Annotated in this window: 19 protein-coding genes; 5 read left to right on the forward strand and 14 right to left on the reverse strand. The window is 45.8% G+C overall.

Annotation, left to right across the window (positions count from 1 at the left end):
• Positions 1 to 260 precede the first annotated feature (260 nt).
• A complete protein-coding gene (locus KNP00_RS09065; protein WP_215144383.1) occupies positions 261 to 2,609 on the forward strand; it encodes a bifunctional diguanylate cyclase/phosphodiesterase in 2,349 nt (782 codons plus the stop codon).
• 39 nt (positions 2,610 to 2,648) lie between these two features.
• On the opposite strand, the gene KNP00_RS09070 is transcribed toward KNP00_RS09065, so the two are convergent.
• From KNP00_RS09070 to glmS, 8 genes are all read right to left on the reverse strand, one after another.
• Positions 2,649 to 3,797 carry a mannitol-1-phosphate 5-dehydrogenase gene (locus tag KNP00_RS09070; protein WP_215144385.1) on the reverse strand — a complete coding sequence of 383 codons (1,149 nt, stop codon included), beginning with the start codon at positions 3,795 to 3,797 and terminating at the stop codon, positions 2,649 to 2,651.
• Positions 3,798 to 4,229, reverse strand: a complete 432-nt coding sequence (locus KNP00_RS09075) for a PTS mannitol transporter subunit IIA (protein WP_215144392.1) — start codon at positions 4,227 to 4,229, stop codon at positions 3,798 to 3,800. It abuts the gene before it with no gap.
• A gap of 44 nt (positions 4,230 to 4,273) precedes the next feature.
• Positions 4,274 to 5,695 carry a PTS mannitol transporter subunit IIBC gene (locus KNP00_RS09080; protein WP_215144394.1) on the reverse strand — a complete coding sequence of 474 codons (1,422 nt, stop codon included), beginning with the start codon at positions 5,693 to 5,695 and terminating at the stop codon, positions 4,274 to 4,276.
• Positions 5,696 to 5,862: 167 nt separating this feature from the next.
• Positions 5,863 to 7,893, reverse strand: a complete 2,031-nt coding sequence (locus tag KNP00_RS09085) for a BglG family transcription antiterminator (protein WP_215144396.1) — start codon at positions 7,891 to 7,893, stop codon at positions 5,863 to 5,865.
• Positions 7,883 to 8,152, reverse strand: a complete 270-nt coding sequence (locus KNP00_RS09090) for a PTS sugar transporter subunit IIB (protein WP_215144398.1) — start codon at positions 8,150 to 8,152, stop codon at positions 7,883 to 7,885. Before KNP00_RS09090 ends, KNP00_RS09085 begins: the two co-directional genes overlap by 11 nt.
• A gap of 434 nt (positions 8,153 to 8,586) precedes the next feature.
• Positions 8,587 to 9,957: a nucleotide-binding domain-containing protein gene (locus tag KNP00_RS09095; protein ID WP_215144400.1), complete on the reverse strand. Its 1,371-nt coding sequence runs from the start codon at positions 9,955 to 9,957 to the stop codon at positions 8,587 to 8,589.
• A 14-nt stretch (positions 9,958 to 9,971) separates the two neighbouring features.
• Positions 9,972 to 11,075 (reverse strand): SAVED domain-containing protein, encoded by a 1,104-nt coding sequence (locus KNP00_RS09100; RefSeq protein ID WP_215144402.1) that lies wholly within the window; start codon positions 11,073 to 11,075, stop codon positions 9,972 to 9,974.
• Between the two features lie 762 nt (positions 11,076 to 11,837).
• Positions 11,838 to 13,634, reverse strand: a complete 1,797-nt coding sequence (gene glmS / locus KNP00_RS09105; protein ID WP_215144404.1) for a glutamine--fructose-6-phosphate transaminase (isomerizing) — start codon at positions 13,632 to 13,634, stop codon at positions 11,838 to 11,840.
• A 412-nt stretch (positions 13,635 to 14,046) separates the two neighbouring features.
• On the opposite strand from glmS, the gene KNP00_RS09110 reads away from it, so the two are divergent.
• The gene (locus KNP00_RS09110; RefSeq protein ID WP_215144405.1) at positions 14,047 to 14,382 is read left to right on the forward strand and encodes a hypothetical protein; all 336 of its coding nucleotides are present in this window, start codon (positions 14,047 to 14,049) and stop codon (positions 14,380 to 14,382) included.
• A 12-nt stretch (positions 14,383 to 14,394) separates the two neighbouring features.
• Here the strand turns inward: KNP00_RS09110 and KNP00_RS09115 are convergent, their stop codons facing one another.
• Genes KNP00_RS09115 through KNP00_RS09140 form a run of 6 tightly spaced genes read right to left on the reverse strand, consistent with a single transcriptional unit; the run spans position 14,395 to position 17,102 of the window.
• The gene (locus KNP00_RS09115; protein WP_215144407.1) at positions 14,395 to 14,865 is read right to left on the reverse strand and encodes a hypothetical protein; all 471 of its coding nucleotides are present in this window, start codon (positions 14,863 to 14,865) and stop codon (positions 14,395 to 14,397) included.
• On the reverse strand, positions 14,852 to 15,370 hold the full coding sequence (locus KNP00_RS09120) for a hypothetical protein (protein WP_215144409.1): 519 nt from the start codon (positions 15,368 to 15,370) through the stop codon (positions 14,852 to 14,854). Before KNP00_RS09120 ends, KNP00_RS09115 begins: the two co-directional genes overlap by 14 nt.
• The gene (locus KNP00_RS09125) at positions 15,349 to 15,819 is read right to left on the reverse strand and encodes a hypothetical protein (RefSeq protein ID WP_215144411.1); all 471 of its coding nucleotides are present in this window, start codon (positions 15,817 to 15,819) and stop codon (positions 15,349 to 15,351) included. The genes KNP00_RS09120 and KNP00_RS09125 overlap by 22 nt, the downstream gene beginning before the upstream one ends.
• A complete protein-coding gene (locus KNP00_RS09130) occupies positions 15,803 to 16,252 on the reverse strand; it encodes a hypothetical protein (RefSeq protein WP_215144413.1) in 450 nt (149 codons plus the stop codon). Before KNP00_RS09130 ends, KNP00_RS09125 begins: the two co-directional genes overlap by 17 nt.
• A complete protein-coding gene (locus tag KNP00_RS09135) occupies positions 16,237 to 16,671 on the reverse strand; it encodes a hypothetical protein (protein ID WP_215144415.1) in 435 nt (144 codons plus the stop codon). The genes KNP00_RS09130 and KNP00_RS09135 overlap by 16 nt, the downstream gene beginning before the upstream one ends.
• A complete protein-coding gene (locus tag KNP00_RS09140; RefSeq protein WP_215144417.1) occupies positions 16,668 to 17,102 on the reverse strand; it encodes a hypothetical protein in 435 nt (144 codons plus the stop codon). The genes KNP00_RS09135 and KNP00_RS09140 overlap by 4 nt, the downstream gene beginning before the upstream one ends.
• A gap of 204 nt (positions 17,103 to 17,306) precedes the next feature.
• Here KNP00_RS09140 and KNP00_RS09145 point away from each other — a divergent pair, with 204 nt between their 5' ends.
• From KNP00_RS09145 to KNP00_RS09155, 3 genes are all read left to right on the forward strand, one after another.
• Entirely contained in the window at positions 17,307 to 18,017 is a 711-nt protein-coding gene (locus KNP00_RS09145; RefSeq protein ID WP_215144419.1) for a GntR family transcriptional regulator, read from the forward strand.
• A gap of 153 nt (positions 18,018 to 18,170) precedes the next feature.
• A complete protein-coding gene (locus KNP00_RS09150) occupies positions 18,171 to 18,518 on the forward strand; it encodes a PTS lactose/cellobiose transporter subunit IIA (RefSeq protein WP_015880672.1) in 348 nt (115 codons plus the stop codon).
• Positions 18,515 to 18,823 carry a PTS sugar transporter subunit IIB gene (locus KNP00_RS09155; protein ID WP_015880671.1) on the forward strand — a complete coding sequence of 103 codons (309 nt, stop codon included), beginning with the start codon at positions 18,515 to 18,517 and terminating at the stop codon, positions 18,821 to 18,823. The genes KNP00_RS09150 and KNP00_RS09155 overlap by 4 nt, the downstream gene beginning before the upstream one ends.
• The last annotated feature ends 1 nt before the right edge of the window (position 18,824 follow it).

Here is an 18,824-nt window from a genome sequence, read left to right on the forward strand (position 1 = left end):
CGAACTTTTGTTCGTCCTATCTGTCACAGGGGGAAAAGACGTTTGGACCGGGCGATTCATCTCCCACCTACGCCGAGCTTCGCCCCGAGTCGCTTAGAGGAGGGAGAATTCTCGCCTGATTTAGTTAAACAATCGTCATTTTTTCCCCACGTGTCGTGTAAGATCTAGTCCGTTTGAACATTTCTGTATGTAATCGGAAAATCTTCAGCATATAATGAAAGAGATATACAAAATCATGAATCAATCGAGGAATTATAACTATGGACCAACTAAGCAGTCACACGATGAGCCATAACGGGTTTTTAATGACACTCGCATTCATCATCGCCAGCGTATCTGCCTTCATGGCGCTAGAACTGGCGAAGCGCGTCACAGGAGAAACAACCTCGTCCCATCGCGTTTGGATTTTATTTGGGGGCACGACGCTCGGACTCGGGATTTGGTCGATGCATTTCGTGGCCATGCTTGCTCACACTTCACTTCATCACAGTACGTATTCCATCTGGCTCATCATCGGCTCGGTGATTCCTGCGATTGCCGGATGTGTTTTATCTTTTGGAATCATCTCTCGACACCCAACATGGCTAACACTCTTTCAGTCTTCTGGACTGATGGGACTCGGGATTGTCAGTATGCACTATATTGGCATGTTCGCTATTCAAGGTGTTGATTTGGCATTCGATGCCTCTCTCGTCCTCTTATCCATTGTCATTGCGTGCGGGGCTTCATTCCTCGCCTTACGGGTCGGCTTCTTCTCGTCTTACTCCGCAAGCCGCTTCACCCTACCAGTGAAGTTGACCTTCTCGCTCTTGATGGGGATGGCCATTTTTAGTATGCATCTTGTCGGTATGGAAGCCACGACGATTATACCGGATGCCTCTCAAGTGAGTCGCATCCCGATTGACCCAACTTTACTCGCATGGCTGATTACAGGAATCATGTTACTGCTGTTCGCGATGTACTTTATTGTCTATGCGTTAGACCGACAAATTCAAAAACGTGATTTCTTTCAAGCGACCATTTTAGAGTCGACACTTGAAGCCGTCGTGACGACAACGATTGATGGGGAAATCCAATATCGAAATCAAGCGTTCTCCGACCTATTCGAAGGATGCACGACAGAGACTTTTTTTCAGGATTATCACCCTTTACTGTCTATCCGACAGCCGTTCTATCACCCGACACAAATTGAAACAGATCATCGTATACTAGAAGTGATGTCTTATCCACTTCAGGATGATTCAAAAAGCCAAATCCTTTGGTTCATACGAGATGTGACGAAAACAATCACATCGCAACGGATGATTGAGCACATGGCATTCCATGATCCGCTCACCGATTTGCCGAACCGCTATAAACTCGATGCGTTACTTCAAGAAAGTGTACGACAGGAGCGTCCTGTCGCTTGTTTATACATCGATGTGAACCGTTGGCGTTTCTTGAGCGACCTGCTCGGTCACCATGGTGCTGACGAGTTAGTCGTTCAAGTCGCCAAACGTCTGCAGCATACGATTCATTTAGATGATGTGCTGACGAAGATCGGACCGTCCGAATTCATTATTTTGTTGTTCGCCCAGCGTAGCTCGATGGCCCAACAAAAAGCGGAAAAGTGTATGAAAGCCATCTCTTCTACATTCGATGTGGACGGAACGACACTCGAATTGACGATGAGCGCGGGAATCAGTCACTATCCAAAAGACACGCATTGCCCGAATGAGTTGATTCAGTTCGCTCGTCTGGCCGCGCACGAATCCGAACGTAATGGTAAAAATCAAATCAAAACGTTTGAAGAGGCGTCACGCTCTCACATCATACGCACGATTGAAATCGAAAAATCTCTTGTCACGGCCTTGAGCAAAAATGAGCTCTCTCTCGTATACCAACCGAAAATCGACTTGAAGCAAAATCGATTGGAAGGCGTCGAGGCTTTAATCCGATGGCATCATCCACAACTCGGGAAGATTGCCCCGTCTGATTTTATCCCGATTGCGGAAAATACCGGATTGATTCACACAATCGGTACGTGGGTGATTCGGGAAGGCTGTCGCACTTGGGTGCGTTGGCAGCAAACCGGCATTCGTCCATTCACGTTATCGCTCAACGTCTCCCCGCTCCAATTTGTACGTGAAGACTTTGTCGATACGTTGCAATCCATTCTATTAGAAACGGGGATGGACCCCATGTTTTTGGAGCTAGAAGTGACGGAGTCCTCGATGTTATCTTATGAGGCTTCGACCCGGGAGAAATTGACGCAGTTACATCAACTCGGGATATTGATCTCCCTTGACGATTTTGGTACCGGCTATTCTTCGTTCAGTCAGCTGCGTGAACTACCGGTGCAAGTGCTAAAAGTCGATCGGTCGTTCATCGTGAATCTGTTCACTGACCGCAATCAAGAGGCTATCGTTCGCTCGATGATTCAACTCGGTCATAATCTTGGGATGAAGGTCCTCATGGAGGGTGTAGAAACGTCCGCCCAACTCGAATGGCTACTGAAGGAGTCGTGCGATTATGTACAAGGTTACTATTTCAGTCATCCTTTATCCGAGACAGACCTTCCACTCCACGTGAAGGAGACGACCACATATCTCGAATTCGGGAAACACTAAAACAATCGCCACTGTCTTTGCGACAATGGCGATTGTTTATTATGATACGCGTTCTTTTTCCTCTTCCCGAATCAAATGGTATTGATCGAGAATCAATTTCGTCAACGTGTCTCCTTCATGCAGATGAAGGTATTTTTCAATCGTCAACGAAATGCCGTTCTCCTCAATCGACGAATGGAGCTCCGATGATTCCGAGTCATTCGGATTGTCATAATGGAGAGCCGCTGCAATTCCATAAGCGAGTTCGTTCGGCTCGATCCCGTTATCCATCAATTCGCGCGCCGGTTTGACGAGACGGTCGCTCGGTCCGAGTTTACGAATCGGAGAACGGGCTACGCGTGACACTTCATCTTTCAATTTCGGGTTCTCAAAACGCTTGATGATCTTTTGGATATATTGGCTATGTTCTTTCGCCTCGAACCCGTATTTCTCGAGCAACAACCATCCTGTCTCATACAATGCGCCTTGGACGACTTGACGAACGCGACGATCTTGTAACGCCTCATCAATCGTCGCCTTCCCAAACAATGAACCGATATATGACGCAATGGCATGTCCTGTATTGACCGTGAAGAGTTTTCGCTCGATATACGGCCCAATCTCCTCGACCCATGTCACGCCCTGAATCGGTGGTTGTTCGTTGAGCCCTTTTGTTTCGATGACCCATTCATGGAACGTTTCCACTTCCACGTATAATGGGTCTTCATGTTGTTGTTGCGGGACGATGCGATCGACCGCGGCGTTCGGGAAGAAGGCGTTCGCCTCCCCGACACCACCACACGTCTCGACTTCCTGACGAAGAATCGCGCTACCATCGATCATATTCTCACATGCGATGACGTAGACCGGCGCATCCTCGACCTCACGTGCACGAAGCCCTTCACTGATCAACGGTGCCACTTTTGAAAGAAGTGACGGTCCGACAGCCGTCGTCACGAGATCCGCTTCTGCAATCAAGTCCACGACACGAGCTGGTTCTTTCAAACTGTTGACACCGCGAACCCGGTCGACGACGATGCGGTCAACACCATCCTCTGCGAACCCGACTTCATAATGACGTTTTGACTCAAGCGCTTCGATGACCGTGTCATTCACATCGACAAACGTCACGTCATAACCACTCTGGTTGAGCAACAACCCGATGAATCCTCGTCCGATGTTCCCCGCTCCAAAATGAATAGCTTTCATTTACGCCACCTCTTCCATAAAGAGCGTCAAGATTTCTTCTTCCGTCTGCGCCTGAACGAGGCGCTCCACGTTTCTTTCATCTGAGCAGAGGATCGCGATTTGCGACAGGAGTTCCAAATGCTCATCATTCACTCCAGCAATCCCGATGACGAGTTTGGCCGTTTGGCCCCCGAAGTCGACACCGTCCGGTACTTGCAGAAACGAGATTCCCGTCTTCTGAACCGCTGATTTCGCTGCTTCTGTACCGTGTGGAATGGCGACGTGATTTCCGATATAGACGCTCGCCATCGCTTGACGTTCATGCATCGCTTCTACATATTCTGGCGTCACGCAACCGGCCTCCTGTAGGACGGCTCCGGCTGCTGTGATCGCTTCCTCTGTCGTTGCGAATGTTTGGTTGAGTCGAATCATCTCTGTTTGAATGAATGGCATTTTAATTTCCTCCTAATGGCTAAACCGTGTCTCTATTTCTGAATTCAAGAAATTTTGCTACGTTCCGCTTTAATTTCTTCGATCAATTGGTCATAGTAATCCGCGTTCAAGAAGTTCGTGACCGAACGATGAATCGCATTCGGTGCTTGTGCTTCCGCGCGCTCTGTCAAGTCTTCATGCGTGATGACGAATTGGGCATCTTTCGGCAAGTTGCTGATGGACGTGTTCGTCACTTTGATTGGCAAGTTCGCTTTGTTCACCTTGTTCCGGAGAACCGAGGCACCCATCGCACTTGACCCCATTCCAGCGTCACATGCGAAGATGATGTGGTCGACTTTATCAAGACGATCTGTCACGAGAGCTGATGCGTAAGACTGTTTGCCTTTCATCGCACTCACGTTCTCTGTTGCTTCTTCGAGTGATACTTCTTCTGCTGCGCTCGATTTCAAGATGACGCTCGCCACGGCGAATGTGACCGCTGCCGATAAGAAGATCCCTGCCAAAAGTCCGATATATGAACCGCGTGACGCCATCGCGAGAATCGCGAAAATACTACCTGGTGAAGCCGGTGCGACGAGACCGACATCAAAGAGTACGAATGTGAAAATCCCTGTTGCGCCCCCTGCGATCATCGCAAGGATCAAGACTGGCTTCATCAATACGTATGGGAAGTAAATCTCATGAATCCCACCGAGGAAGTGGATGATGGCCGCACCTGGTGCCGTACGCTTCGCTGCACCTTTAGCGAAGAACATATAAGCGAGAAGTAATCCAAGACCTGGTCCTGGGTTGGCTTCAAGTAAGAAGAGAACTGACTTTCCTGCCTCTGCCACTTGATCGACACCGAGCGGGCTCAAGATTCCGTGGTTGATGGCATTGTTCAAGAAGAGAACTTTCGCTGGTTCGATGAACAAACTTGCAACCGGAAGTAGTTTCGCACCGACGATCCAGTCAACACCTGCCGCCATCACTTTATCGAGGGCGCTCATGATCGGTCCGAAGATTTCGAATCCTCCAAGCATGAGAAGCCCACCGATGATTCCGACAGAGAAGTTGTTGACGAGCATTTCAAATCCTGCTTTAACTTTGCCTTCAAGGGCACGGTCGACTTGGCGGATGATATAACCACCGAGTGGACCTACAATCATCGCACCGAGGAACATCGGAATGTCTGTCCCGACGATGACCCCCATCGTGGCGAGCGCCCCGACGACACCACCTCGAACGTCGTGAATTAATTTACCACCTGTGAAACCGATGAGTAATGGTAAGAGATATGTGATTGTTGGACCAACGAGTTCTGCTAAGTTTTCGTTTGGCCACCATCCTGTCGGAATGAAGAGTGCCGTGATTATCCCCCAGGCAATGAAGGCACCGATGTTCGGCATGACCATTCCACTAAGGAAACTACCAAATCGTTGAACTTTGACTCGGATCCCGCCCGAGCTCGCTTGCGTATTCGCCATGTATAAAACCTCCAGTCGTTTAAATGTGAAAGGTTGAATGTGTAGTGTAGCTAACCGGTTTGTGCTCTACACCCATATTGTATGCCTGGAGTAAGCGCTTTCTCAATTCAATCCAGTTCACACTTTGGCAACATTTTGTGCCAAACAAAAAAATGACCATGGTTCGGTCATTTTTCGTACAATGTCTCATGAATCATTTTCTTCATGCATTCGTGCAGGAGCAAGCGAACGTCTTCTTTCGTCCCCGTGCTATAGAGGCGCATATGTTCCTCACTCTCAATGAGTGATCCACTGATCGCACTTAAGAACTGAAGTTCGACGTCTCGCGCTTCTTCTGGCGCAAGCAATACAAGGAGACGTGTTACGGGTTCGGTCGATTGATCCATCATGAGGAGCGGGATCGATGTCGTTAAATCAAACGCAAACACACTCGCCTTCTCAATCGAGGCATGTCGCCCGTGGAATAACGCCAGTTTCGTACCCGGTACCCCGAGACCCGCCACCTCATGCCGACGTAGCAGTTGCGCGGATAACTGAATCCCGCTTTGGACAAGGTCCCGCTCTTCGAGATGTGTCCCGATGTCGACTAAAATATCCTCCAAACGATCCGTATTGTTAAGTGTGACCAAGTCAAACTGGTCATCCATCCGCTCGAACGTCTCGACCAATTCCCCGAGCTCGGCAAAATCAAGCATCGTCGATCTCGGCTTTGAAGTCAGCGTTTGAAATGATTGCGGTAACGACAACAAGAGATGACGGACGCGTTGCACTTCTTCACTCGTCAGGAGCGGGTTGACGATTAACGTCGGCACCGACAGTGGTGGCAACGGCACGGTCGACAAGATGACATCATATTCTTCCAATCGATGCTGTTCGAGTCCAAAAAGTGACGAGTTGACGACGTCCTGCATCTCCGGGAACTCTTGACGCACGCGGTTGACGAGCATCTTCGACGAACCGAGTCCGGCCGAACAGATGACGAGCGCCCGATACTCGCGACGACGCACCGGTTTAACGAGCGCTGCCGCGAAGTGCATCGCCCAAAAGACCGTCTCTTCTTCCGAGAACGTGTTCGTGCCAAAGACGATGTCGGCAGCCTGTTGAATGGCCGAACGAAGTCCCGGATAGTCGCGGTCGATATGAGGCTTGACCGTACCCGTCTCCGGTAGCGCCTGTGTATTCATGCTCGACAAGATGTGTGCGAGCAGTCCTCGTTCGAGAGCCGCGTCATCCGTAAATGTGAATCCATAGATGAGTGAGACGTGATGTATCAATTTATGCACCCGAATCTGCATGATCCATCGTTCTTCTTCATCTTCTTTCATTTGATCTTTGATCGAGCGTAGACGGTTTGCTTCCTCTGCGAACCAGACACGTTCCGCCATCGAGTAAGTGATTCCGAGCGCTTCTTCCATATCGGTGGCGACTTTCAAGTAGTCCTCGGACCGTCCTTTCGTGTACATCTCTAAAAAGAAACCGGAATCTAACCGTGCCTGCTGTACCCCATAAGCGAACGTGACCCGCATGATGGTGCGGTCATCCATCCGTTCAAACGAGCGGGACTTCAAATAATCATAGCCGTCCCGAAGTCCTTCAAGCATCGCCTCACATGGCACCGTCTTCAAAAAGGCTGGAATATAGTCGTCTTCCCCGCGGACGAAACGATAAAAGGCGAGCGTGTCCCAGTGGGCGAGCAGGGCGTTAATGAGTAGCTTACGCTTCTCGGACTCGTAGCCGAGCACTCTAGCCCCGACACCTTTTTTCCGTTCGACTTCTAAATGATATTCTTCGAACCATCTGTCCAATTTCTCCAAGTCTTGCGTCAACGTGCTCGGCGAGACGTGCATCTGTTTGGCGACCGCCTGCAATTTGAGTGTGTCATTTTCAAACAAGAGGCGCCACGCCAGCTCGAATAAGCGGTCTTCGCTCGTCGGGATCGCTTCTGCAGATAGGATGAGATCTTCTCGTAACTGTTGCTTCGCAGATGGCTTGCCGACAAGGCTCAGTCCATGCCCACGTTGCCAAGCGAGTTCGAGTTCGAACTCTTTTAAGATACCTTCAAGTAATTGTCGTTCCCGTTGAATCGTGCGCTCAGACAAATTCACCGCCTGCGCGATTTCGGCGAGCGGTGTCGATGTTTCCGTTGCCAACAAGTGTAACAAGATCGAGCGCTCTCGTGCGCTCCACTCATGTTTCATGCTCATCCATCCATTCTTCGACAAGTAGTCGGTATTCCTCGAGCGACAGGAGTTGTCGGACTGACCGGACACGTGCGGTTGGATGGGTGACCGGGGTCGCCCCTTCCTGATAGAGAATCAAATCCACCTCATTCGGGATGTTTTGAATCGTTCCGTGCGTAATCGTACAAGACAAATATCCTTCGCTCGCTTGTGCGAATAACTTCGCCGCCATCGCACTCGTCACAAACCCGCTATGGCAAGCAATGTATACGTTCATGTCAGCCCTTCTTTCGTCGCTTATCTTTATCTAATCATAAGTTGGAACCGCTTACTTATCCTACTATTTTGCTTGTTGGCAAAGATATCGGCAAGTAGTAAAAAGCACCATTACTGAAGAGAAGTGCACCTGTAAAATTAAGTCGTTACATAACCACCCTTTAAAACTGTTGGTATGACTGACTTTCAATATTTTATAGGCAAATTAGTTGTTCCCTGAAATCCAAGATCCGCTTTTATTTTTCACTCTTTTTCATGCTTTTCTCAGCATGCTTTTCCCTCGCTCTTTCCCTCAATAAAAAAGCACGAGCGAAAATCGATAGTGATTCCGATGTTCGCTCGTGTAAAGGAATATTTAATTTTTTTGATGCATATAAAGCAGTGTTAAAAAATAAGGCAGTTCAAGGTTTACTAGACATTTACTAATGCTGCAAACTACGATTGGTATGAAATAGGCACATCAATTTTTGCTTTTGCCACGCAAACACCATTTTGTACTATATAACATTCTACGAAGTGCTCTCCTTTAAATTGAGTAGCCTCAGTATGAGTTTCGGAGTTAGTCTTTATTATCTGACCTCTTACAAGGTTTCTTCTTTTTGCTTCCTCACCTCTGTTCTTAACTTTCCAATAGATATCATATGGTTTAGGTACAGTATTTGAACTTATGAAAAATTTTAAAGTTTTTTGTGGGGATAGCCACTTATCTTGTCTCAATATATTCATTAAAGTGTCTATTCTAAAACCATTTTGCTCCACATGACACTCTAATGTTAATTGATATCTATTTTCTATCGGAAAATAATATTGGATAAATTCTTCACTTTCGTTATAGATAAGCTCTTCATTCGATTTTGAAAAAGCTGATTTTTCTAACGTTCTTGTTTCCTGAGCATTTTCATACTGTTCCTGCCAATAACTATGATTGAAAAAATCATTCCAGGCTCTTACTGCTTGCTTATCAGTACAGTCCTCTTCAAATAGTACATCCAGTTTATTAATATAAGTAGTAAGTCGTTCTTGAAGTCTTTGAAGTCTATCATCATCTTTTTTTATCAGCTTTAGACTTTGACTACCATCAGCAGGGTTATAGACTTCCTTGTTATAGACCAATCTGTCACGAATCGACTTAGCTGTTTTATAAAACATCTCATCAATTCTATCATCTTTTTCAAACCGTTCTTCCACTAATACTGACTGAACTAAACCTCCTGGCATAATCCAATCCCTGGATTTACAAAACATCTTTAACAATCTAACAACAATTCTCAATTTGTACTCTTTCTCTCTATTTGACTCAATAAACCATTTGGTAATTGCTATAGGGTCTCTTTTTCTCCACTCACTTCCGCAGTGCTCGTACTCATACTCTCCAAGATAATTTTTGGCTCTACGGTAAACTGCGAAATCGACATGATAACCTTCTTTGTAAGAAATTCTTACACAGTTAGTTTTGGCTTCTGGTTCAACATTAAATTGCTTGCATTTTTTCTTCAAAGCATTTGCTACCATATTTTTTGTTGCTGTTGTACCCTCTGGAAGATTATCCTTATCAAACACAATTGCTACGTCAATATCATAGTCACTACTTTCATTTTGAACTACTGTTGACATGGCTACACTACCCTGTGTAATTGTTTCAACCACCTGATAATTTGTACCTTTCTCAGAGTTGTACTCTTTGATTCCTTCCTCCAATCTATTTACATTAATATTTTTAAGTTTAAACAACTGTGTTTTTTGTCTCTTTGGAAGCACTACATGTTTGTTATAGAATGTTTTTAACCGACTCTCAACGTTATACAAATTTCTCACTCCCTTTATCGCTCTATAAATTCACCTTTATTTTCTCCGTTCATGATAATCCCCCATGGATAATTAGAATCCTGTTTTATATCAAAGAAGTAGCAAGTAATTTCAGCCATTCTTTGATTATCAATCCTTTTTCCAATCTCTAATGCCAAACTACTCTGAGATGAAATGAGGAGATGTACTTTTTTACAAGAAGTAGAAGCTGATATTTCCTCTATGATCTCTCCGATCTTTTGAGCGTATTCAAACAATTGAGTCTTATGTCTTATTGCATTATCTTTTGGATTTTTTAAATATAACTCAACCTTCTCTGCATTTTTAAATTGCTTCATTTGTTCTTGGGTAATTCTTTTAGTAAGTGAGACTGCTATTACAAATTCTTCAGCATTTGCATTTATTTCGTTCAGAGACTTATCTATTTGTAATGCAGGATATTTCTTTCTGTTTTTTAATTTATAAAATTCTTCGGTTTGAATTCTATCGAATTCAAAATACTCATTGATTTTTTCACGTTGTAAATACGTTCCTGTCAACATTACGAAAGGTATAGGTGCAATTCCTGTGTATCCTCTCTTGAAATCTTTACTTTCTAATCTAAATGACCTCGTTTTTTCTTCGATAATTTCCACAACTTCTTTAATAGTGTTTGCTGTTATACCATTTTTATAATTTCTAACTAAGTCTATTTCTCTTTCTTTAAATTCGAATGTGGATAGACCTATATCTTTGTTATTTGATTCTATTCTCTTATCATAGTATGCATTGATATTTAAAATGAAAAGTTTGTTCTTTGCAAAATACAATAAATACCCCCCAGCTACCATCAATACTATCCCTACAATCAGTTGAACCCATTGGGTCTGTGAGAAAGCGGAATTAATTTCGATTGCATCATTTGGAGATCCACTTAGAATAATAGTTGCAAAAAGTCTATTAATATTGGTCCAAGTGTTACCAAAAGAACTAACAGTAAGTGAGAGACCAGAAGTGATGAGAACAGTTGATATTGATTGTTCTTTCTTATTTGCAAAGAAAAACTTGATAGTAAACACCATTCCTACAATAAACACAATTACTATAATAGAATTGACTATGAAACTCCCAAAACCCATACATGCTACCCCCAATTATCAACCGATTATAAAATCACCTTATTTATTACAAGGTGGTTTTATAATCAATATCTTAACCAAATACCAATATTTCCATTATTATACATCTAAAAGTGCGCCTAAACCACGGAACAATCAAAAGTATATGACAAATAAGTAAAGTCATTAAAAACATTTTTCTCTTTTAAGTCGTTCATACTATTCTTTCCGATACTTTTTCATTATGCGATTTTCCATCAGGAAAAGTCTGATCCAACACTCGTTTTAATTACCCACTTTATCCTTCTTCTCTAAAATCTTGTACCGTTTCAACTTTGAAACCAGATATGTATTTGTCAAAGATGGTTTGGTCAAATACTTTTTGAGTAAAAATAATTTAATTTGGCCGAGAATACAATTTATTTTGCTAAGAAAGAACTTAATTTTGAGTCTACAAAAAGTTGCACCCGTAGATTTAAGTCGTTCCCTGGCCATCTTTTTAAATCCTTCCTCTGACTGACTTCTAATGTTTTCATAGGCAAATTAGTTGTTCCCTAAAATCCAAGATTTCTTTTTCACGCTTTTTTTCTCAATTCCCCCCACGTTCTTTCTTTCCAGGCTTCCACTCGCTCTTTTATCTAACAAAAAAGCACGAGGTCAATCGGTTGGTGATTCCGATTGACCTCGCGCTAAAGAACGTATTATTTGACCAAGAATACAGTTTGCTTTGCTAAGAAAAAACTTTCTTCTCCAGATACAGAAGTGCCTTATACAACGTCAAGTTTATTCCACCGTCACCGATTTCGCCAAGTTTCGTGGCTTGTCCACGTCACATCCACGAGCGAGCGCTGCGTAATATGCCATGAGTTGAACCGGCAAGACATTGATGAGCGGTGCTAAGAGTGGCTCGACGTGCGGCAAGATAAAGTCATCATTCTCATGTTCCACGCCTTGCATGGAGATGATACAGGCGTTCGCGCCACGGGCGACGACTTCTTTGACGTTCCCACGAATGTTCAAGTTCGTCTTCGGTTGCGAGATGAGCGCGATGACCGGCGTCCCGTCTTCAATCAAGGCGATCGACCCGTGCTTCAGTTCCCCACCCGGGTACCCTTCCGCTTGAATATATGAGATTTCTTTCACTTTGAGCGCTCCTTCGAGACAAACGGACGCGTCGAGCCCACGACCGATGAAAAACGTGTTCGGTGTCGTCTTCAAGTAACGCTCCGCAAGATCCTCGAACAACTCTTTTTGCGCCATGATCGAGTCCATAATCGTAGCGACACGTGCGAGTTCCGGCATGAGGTCAAACGGTAACTCTTTCCCTGTCGCACGGGCAATGTCATACGCGAGAATCGCGAGGACGGCAATCTGTGCCGTGTACGCCTTCGTCGACGCGACCGCGATCTCCGGTCCGGCGTGCAGAAGCATCGTCTCGTTCGCTTCGCGTGAGAGCGTTGAACCCGGTACATTCGTCATGGTGAGCGCTTTGTATCCGCGTTTCTTCACTTCGACGAGGACGGCACGGCTGTCCGCCGTCTCACCGGATTGTGATAAGAAGACGAACAACGGACGTTCACTTAAGATGGGCATATTGTAGCCGAATTCAGAAGAAACGTGCACTTCTGTCGGAATGCCGGCGATGCGTTCTAAAATGTCTTTTCCAACGAGTCCGGCGTTATAGCTCGTCCCACATGCGACGATATAGACGCGGTCCGCTTCCGAGACGAGCTCGCGTACGCCGTCCGTGAGTTCGATGTCGCCGTTCTCGTTCTGGTAGTGCTGGATGATGTTGCGGATGACGGCCGGTTGCTCGTCCATCTCCTTCAACATGTAGTGCGCGTACGTGCCCTTCTCGATGTCTGACGCATCGATCTCGGCCGTGTACGGTGCACGCTCGAGCACGTCGCCGTCGAGCGTCTTGATCGTCGCCGACTCGCGTGTGAGGATGACGATCTCACCGTCATGGAGCTCGAGGTACTGGTCCGTCACCTGGAGCATCGCCATCGCGTCCGATGCGACGACGTTGAACGTGCCGTCACCGAGTCCGACGAGAAGCGGGGACTTGTTCTTGCCGATATAGAGGCGCTCTTTGTCCTCTGAGTCGATCATCGCGATCGCGTACGAACCGTGGAGGTCCGAAAGCGTCTTGCGGAACGCCGCCTCGACGTCACCGAGCTCGACGAAGTGCTTCTCCATGAGCAAGACGATGACTTCCGTGTCCGTCTCCGAAAGGAATGGGACGTCGAGTGTGGCTTTCAATTGTTCGTCGTTCTCGATCACGCCGTTATGCACGAGCGTGAAGCGTCCTGTCGTGCTCTGATGCGGGTGGGCGTTCGGTACGCTCGGTACCCCGTGTGTGGCCCAACGCGTGTGACCGATTCCGATCGTCCCTTCGGCGTCAGCCGGGACGATGTCACGGAGTGCTTGAATCCGTCCTACTTCTTTGAATGTACGAACGTCCTCGCCGACTAAGGCAATCCCTGCCGAGTCATAGCCGCGATACTCGAGCTTCTCGAGCCCCTTCAACAAAATCTCTTTCGTTCCAACTTGTCCGATCATCCCTACGATTCCACACATACAAAAATCTCCTCTTTGCTTCGATTTCTCGAAAAAGGAAACGGGCTTTTTTGAGTGATGTCATCAAGTCTCGCTTTGTCCGTCCGGTCACCCGAACGTTTTATCAAGACTCTCTCAGTCGTGACACGCGACTGGAAGGCATCCGCCGAAATCTCGATCACCTTCGTCCTCGTCAACTCCGTAGAGTTCTGGCGCTTCTGTTTCATATCCAGCCGTTTCTCCAGATACGCTTTCATGCTATCGAGTACAGGACGTGTTGGATAGAGATATCTTAAAAATTGTCATAAAATACTTTTTTACTGTTCATGTAAAAGTCACCACTTTCACGAAAAAGCCATCAATCTATCGAGTTTTCAAGTAAGGAGAGAACGGGCATGATACAAGTAACGAGTAAAGAAATGAGGGGAAACACATGGGTGGAATCTTCCTATTGATCGGCATACTGTTATCCGTCTTATCCAGATGGCTCGAGTTTGAAGGGAATAGCACGTTAGCAGACGTCATGTTGTTTCCTGCGATTTTTTTCATGGCTATGGCGTTTCTCTGCAATTTTCCATATTTCAAAGAATGGTGGGATGATCGCACCACCCGCAAGAAAGCCCTCTTATTCGTGATGTTTGCTGCAGTCGGTATTCTCTGTCTGCAAGCCGCCTTCTGGTTCGTCGTGTGGCGAGATCAATGGCTCGGACTTCTTCTCCTTCTTCCCTTTGCGGCATGTGTGGGGTTCATCGCTCGTCTGTTCAAATAAATAGGGGGACGCTCACGCGCTCCCCCATTTTTGTTCTTCTTTTAACTCTCGTTCCGTGACATAGTTTTCGTCGAGACGAACCATATGATGCTCATACAACCGATGCATCATCATAGAACTTGGGATGAGCACCGCAATCGTTACAAAGAAAGCAAGCGTCGAGATCTGCTCGGTAACTGTGAAATATAGAAATACAATCACGAACGGATACCCAATCAGTCCAGTAATCGAGTTCCAATGCGCAAGTCGTTTCGCCTCTCTCGACTTCAAATAGCGCTTCTTAATCGTTTCTCGATCCCATGTCTTCTTCCATGCAGGTAAAGCTGCGATCTCTGAAATCAACAATACACCTACCAACGAAATCCAGCCTTTCTCCACTGCAAAGAAAAGCATGAGTGCGAGTACTCCGCTCATCATATTTACAGTCCATTTCCCCGATTCATCAAATGTCGTCAACTCTCTCATCTGATCACGCTTGTTCACGACGTTGCTCCTTTTCGTATTCGCGCACCTCACGAATTTCTTTTATGTCCTTATCCGTCAAATAATTCTCATCGTAAGACTGAATGACACGGTCGAACCGCTTCGCTAAATATTCAATCCCGAAAAACGTCAGCTGGGAAAGGAGAAACATGCGGAACGATTGAGGTTCTGTCGGTCCGCTATTGAAATAGAATATTCCGTAAACCCCGATTCCACTAAACGCCAACGTATGTGCGATCATTTTGAACGATAAGAGTTTTCGTGCCGTTTGATTTTTCACGAAACGCAACCACATTCGGTACCGAATCAATACAGCACTAAGCAATAAGGCGAGCATGAAGTAAAGCATTCCGACGATGACGCCTTCAGCGATTGTCCAATACGAGGCGTAAATCAAAAAACCGGCGACGAGTCCGACCCCGATTATCCCGACACCCCAGCTGGTCAAACGGTCTACTTTTAAAATCGTGTCGACTTGCGATTTTACTTTTGGTGATGACTCCATCCGTTCTCCTCCTCTTCTAGCACTTTTTCATACGTCGGTAGTCCTGACTGATGCACATGGATTCGCTCTTCCCACTTCTTCTCTCGATATGATTTCGTCAATCCCCAAAGGGCGACTACACCACCGGTCAGGATGAAGGCATCTTCGTTCACATACATCGGGATGAAGAGCACAAATAAAGAGACAGCACTAATCCAACAGTCAACGAGTCGATAACGTAACACGCGAGTGACCGCTTCATGTTCGGCAAAAAAGCGGATGACCCGATATTCCATGTATCCTTTATAAGCCATGCCCATGGATACGACCAACATGACCGGGATGACCCACGTCGCCTGCGCCCATAACATGGCGATGAACGAAATGAGGAATATGACGAGTATCGGCCAGCCAAAGAACCGCTCGAATTGTTTGGCATGCGTTATCGTAAGTTCAAATTGACGGTCCATTTAGTACACTCCCTCCAATCACTTCCACATACGTCGGTAATTCCGGATCGATTTGTTTAAGTTGCTTTGTGAACCACTTCTGTCGGAACGGACTCAACACTCCCCATATCCCAAAAAAGAGACCGATGATGAGACCAACATCTTCTGCTGTCAGCAGCGTTGCCATGAGTGTCGCCAACAAAATCGCATCCATCCATTCGAATATAAACTGGAAAACAAGGATTCGATGAGCCTTCGGATGCGCGGTCATTCGCCACATGATTCGCATTTCTTTATAGCCCATTATGATGATCAGTATAGAGAGTGACCCCATGATGGGAATAAGCCACATTTTCTCTAATAAGAGCGCGACAATGACGGCTGTGACATATAGAATCAGTATCGGTACAGCATAACGTCGCATCCGTTGAATCCACTTTATGTCTTGGTCCATTGGCCATGACCTCCATCCAGATTCATATCTTGTCGCTTCGTCCGTGCCTCCACGTCCCATGTCCATAATATTGCGCCACCGATGAACACCGTGACACATACATAGGCCACGTTTGATGTGAACAATAGTTGATGATTCAACGCGAGAAAAAAGGCAATACTGTTCATTCCGTCCCGAACGAGTTGACGACGATACAACCCTTTCAGTTCTGGTTGAAATCCTAGGCGCATCCGATAACGCTTCACATATAAGATGTTGAGTGGAATGAGTGTACAGGCGATATACAGCACGCCCCACGTAAGGGCACCAGAAAATAAACCGACGAAGACCATCAGTACGACGAATGTTCCAAACAGGCCGAAAATCCATTGGTCGAATGAATGTTTCCATGCTTTTTCTTGCGTCAATCGTTCATTCATCTCTTCAATCGTTGTTTCTCGAACGGTTCCACCGAAGACATGCGTTCACCGAACTGTTTTTGTAACGTTTGACCGAACACGACCCATAAGGTGAGGGCAACGAACATCGTCAACGTGTCAATTTTCATAAAAAGGAGAACTCCCGTGATTAAAATAAGAATCGCTGAATCGACCAAATCGTATACGAAGTCCCATCTAAGCGATCTCACCTCATGTCGTTCGTTCACATGCGTACGGTGTGTCTGATACTTTCTCACGTCTAGCCCAATCATCGTGATTCCAAGCCCAATCAACGGGACGACCAGCCATATATTATTTTCGAGATAAGACACGGCAAGCGCCGTCAAGATGAACAGAAGCGAGGTGTAACGGATTCGCAGTCGCGTCTTCCACCATGTATCCTCTTGTACAAATCGATTTGTGTTGTTCATTTTATAACCCCCCTTCCTTTACAAGATCTATCTCTCTTCTACGTATGATTTCTTATATTGTTTCATATTTTCCAAATATTCTCTCAATGAATCGTTCGACTTTTTTCAACAATTGACGAACGAAACGTATCCGCTTCCAAAAAATATCTGTTATACTGTTAGCAAATTCATTCCCACAAATTTTTTTGAAAGGTGTAGAACTGTATGTCTCCGAAGTACAAGCAAGTTGCGAGCCAAATCGAAGCAGACATCGTCAATCATGTCTATCAACATACGAATAAATTATTGACCGAGGATGAATATGCGACCAAATATGGCGTCAGCCGCAACACGGTCCGTAAAGCAATCGAAATCCTCGTCAATAAAGGATACGTCTATCAAGTCCAAGGGAGCGGTGTCTTCGTCCGTGACCATTACAATAGCGATTACATTAATCTAGAAAAACTCCAAGGTCTCACAAGTGACTTCAGTGGCCGGAAAGTCGAGACGCGCGTCTTACATTTCGAACAGACGGTCGCAAACGACGAAGTCGCCGAACGGATGAAATGCCCGATTGGGACACCCGTCTATTTTGTGAAACGACTTCGCCTCGTCGATGACCATCCGTTCTCGGTAGAGGATTCATACTTCCGAAAAGAGCTCGTCATCTACTTGGATGAGAACATCGTTCAAAAGTCGATTTATACGTATTTACGAAGCAACCAAAAGCTCGCCATCGGATTCGCCGACCGTGTCATTTACGCAGATTTTCTAGATGCAGATTCCGCTCACCTACTCGACCTAAACGAGAACGATCCAGCCTTGATCGTCGATAACACCGTCTATTTGACGAACGGACAAATCTTCGACGTCTCTCGTTCCATTCACCATTTTAAACATGTCAAAATGCTTAAAGTCTCGAACATCAAGTCCTAAACGCGCCCGAGAGATGCTTTTCTCGTGCGTGTTTTTTTGTTCACATTTTTCTAAAAGTAAGGGTTTACACGAAAACGCTTTCGTGCTACTATCGACATGTAGAAAATATTTGTACCTATGAATTTAAGTTATCCATACAAAAGGAGAGATACTATGGTTTCGGAAACAATTGAAATCTCACCGGAAGACATTTTCGGTCTCATCGCCCTCTCGGGTGACGCCAAAGCGAGCTATCATCAAGCGATGCTCCTCATGCAAGAAGGAAAGAAAGAAGAAGCCGAGGCAGCGGTCGTCGCTGGTGACGCGACATTAAAAGAAGCGCATGCGATTCAAACGAAGTTCGTCACGCTTGAAGCACAAGGTAAATCGGCAACGGTCGGTGTCCTCATGGTGCACGCGCAAGATCACTTGATGAACACGATTCTCGTCAAAGAAATGCTTGGATACATGATGAATATGCAAAACGAAATCAACGAATTGAAAGGAATGGATCAACAATGATTAAAATCGGACTCTTCTGTGCGGCAGGTATGTCAACAAGTATGTTAGTAGAAAAAATGAAAGCGGTTGCCTCTGAACGTGGCATCGAAGCTGAAATTGCAGCTTACCCTGAGTCAGAGATGGAGACGTACGTCGACAACATCGACGTCGCGCTTCTCGGACCACAAGTGAAATACCTTCTCTCTAAAGGAAAGCAAATCTGCGAACCAAAAGGTGTGCCGATCGATGTCATCAACACAGTCGATTATGGCATGATGAACGGCGCGAAAGTATTGGACCACTCATTGAAACTTGTAAATAAATAAA

The sequence above is a fragment of the Exiguobacterium qingdaonense genome, assembly GCF_018617855.1.
Taxonomy (GTDB): Bacteria; Bacillota; Bacilli; order Exiguobacteriales; family Exiguobacteriaceae; genus Exiguobacterium; species Exiguobacterium qingdaonense.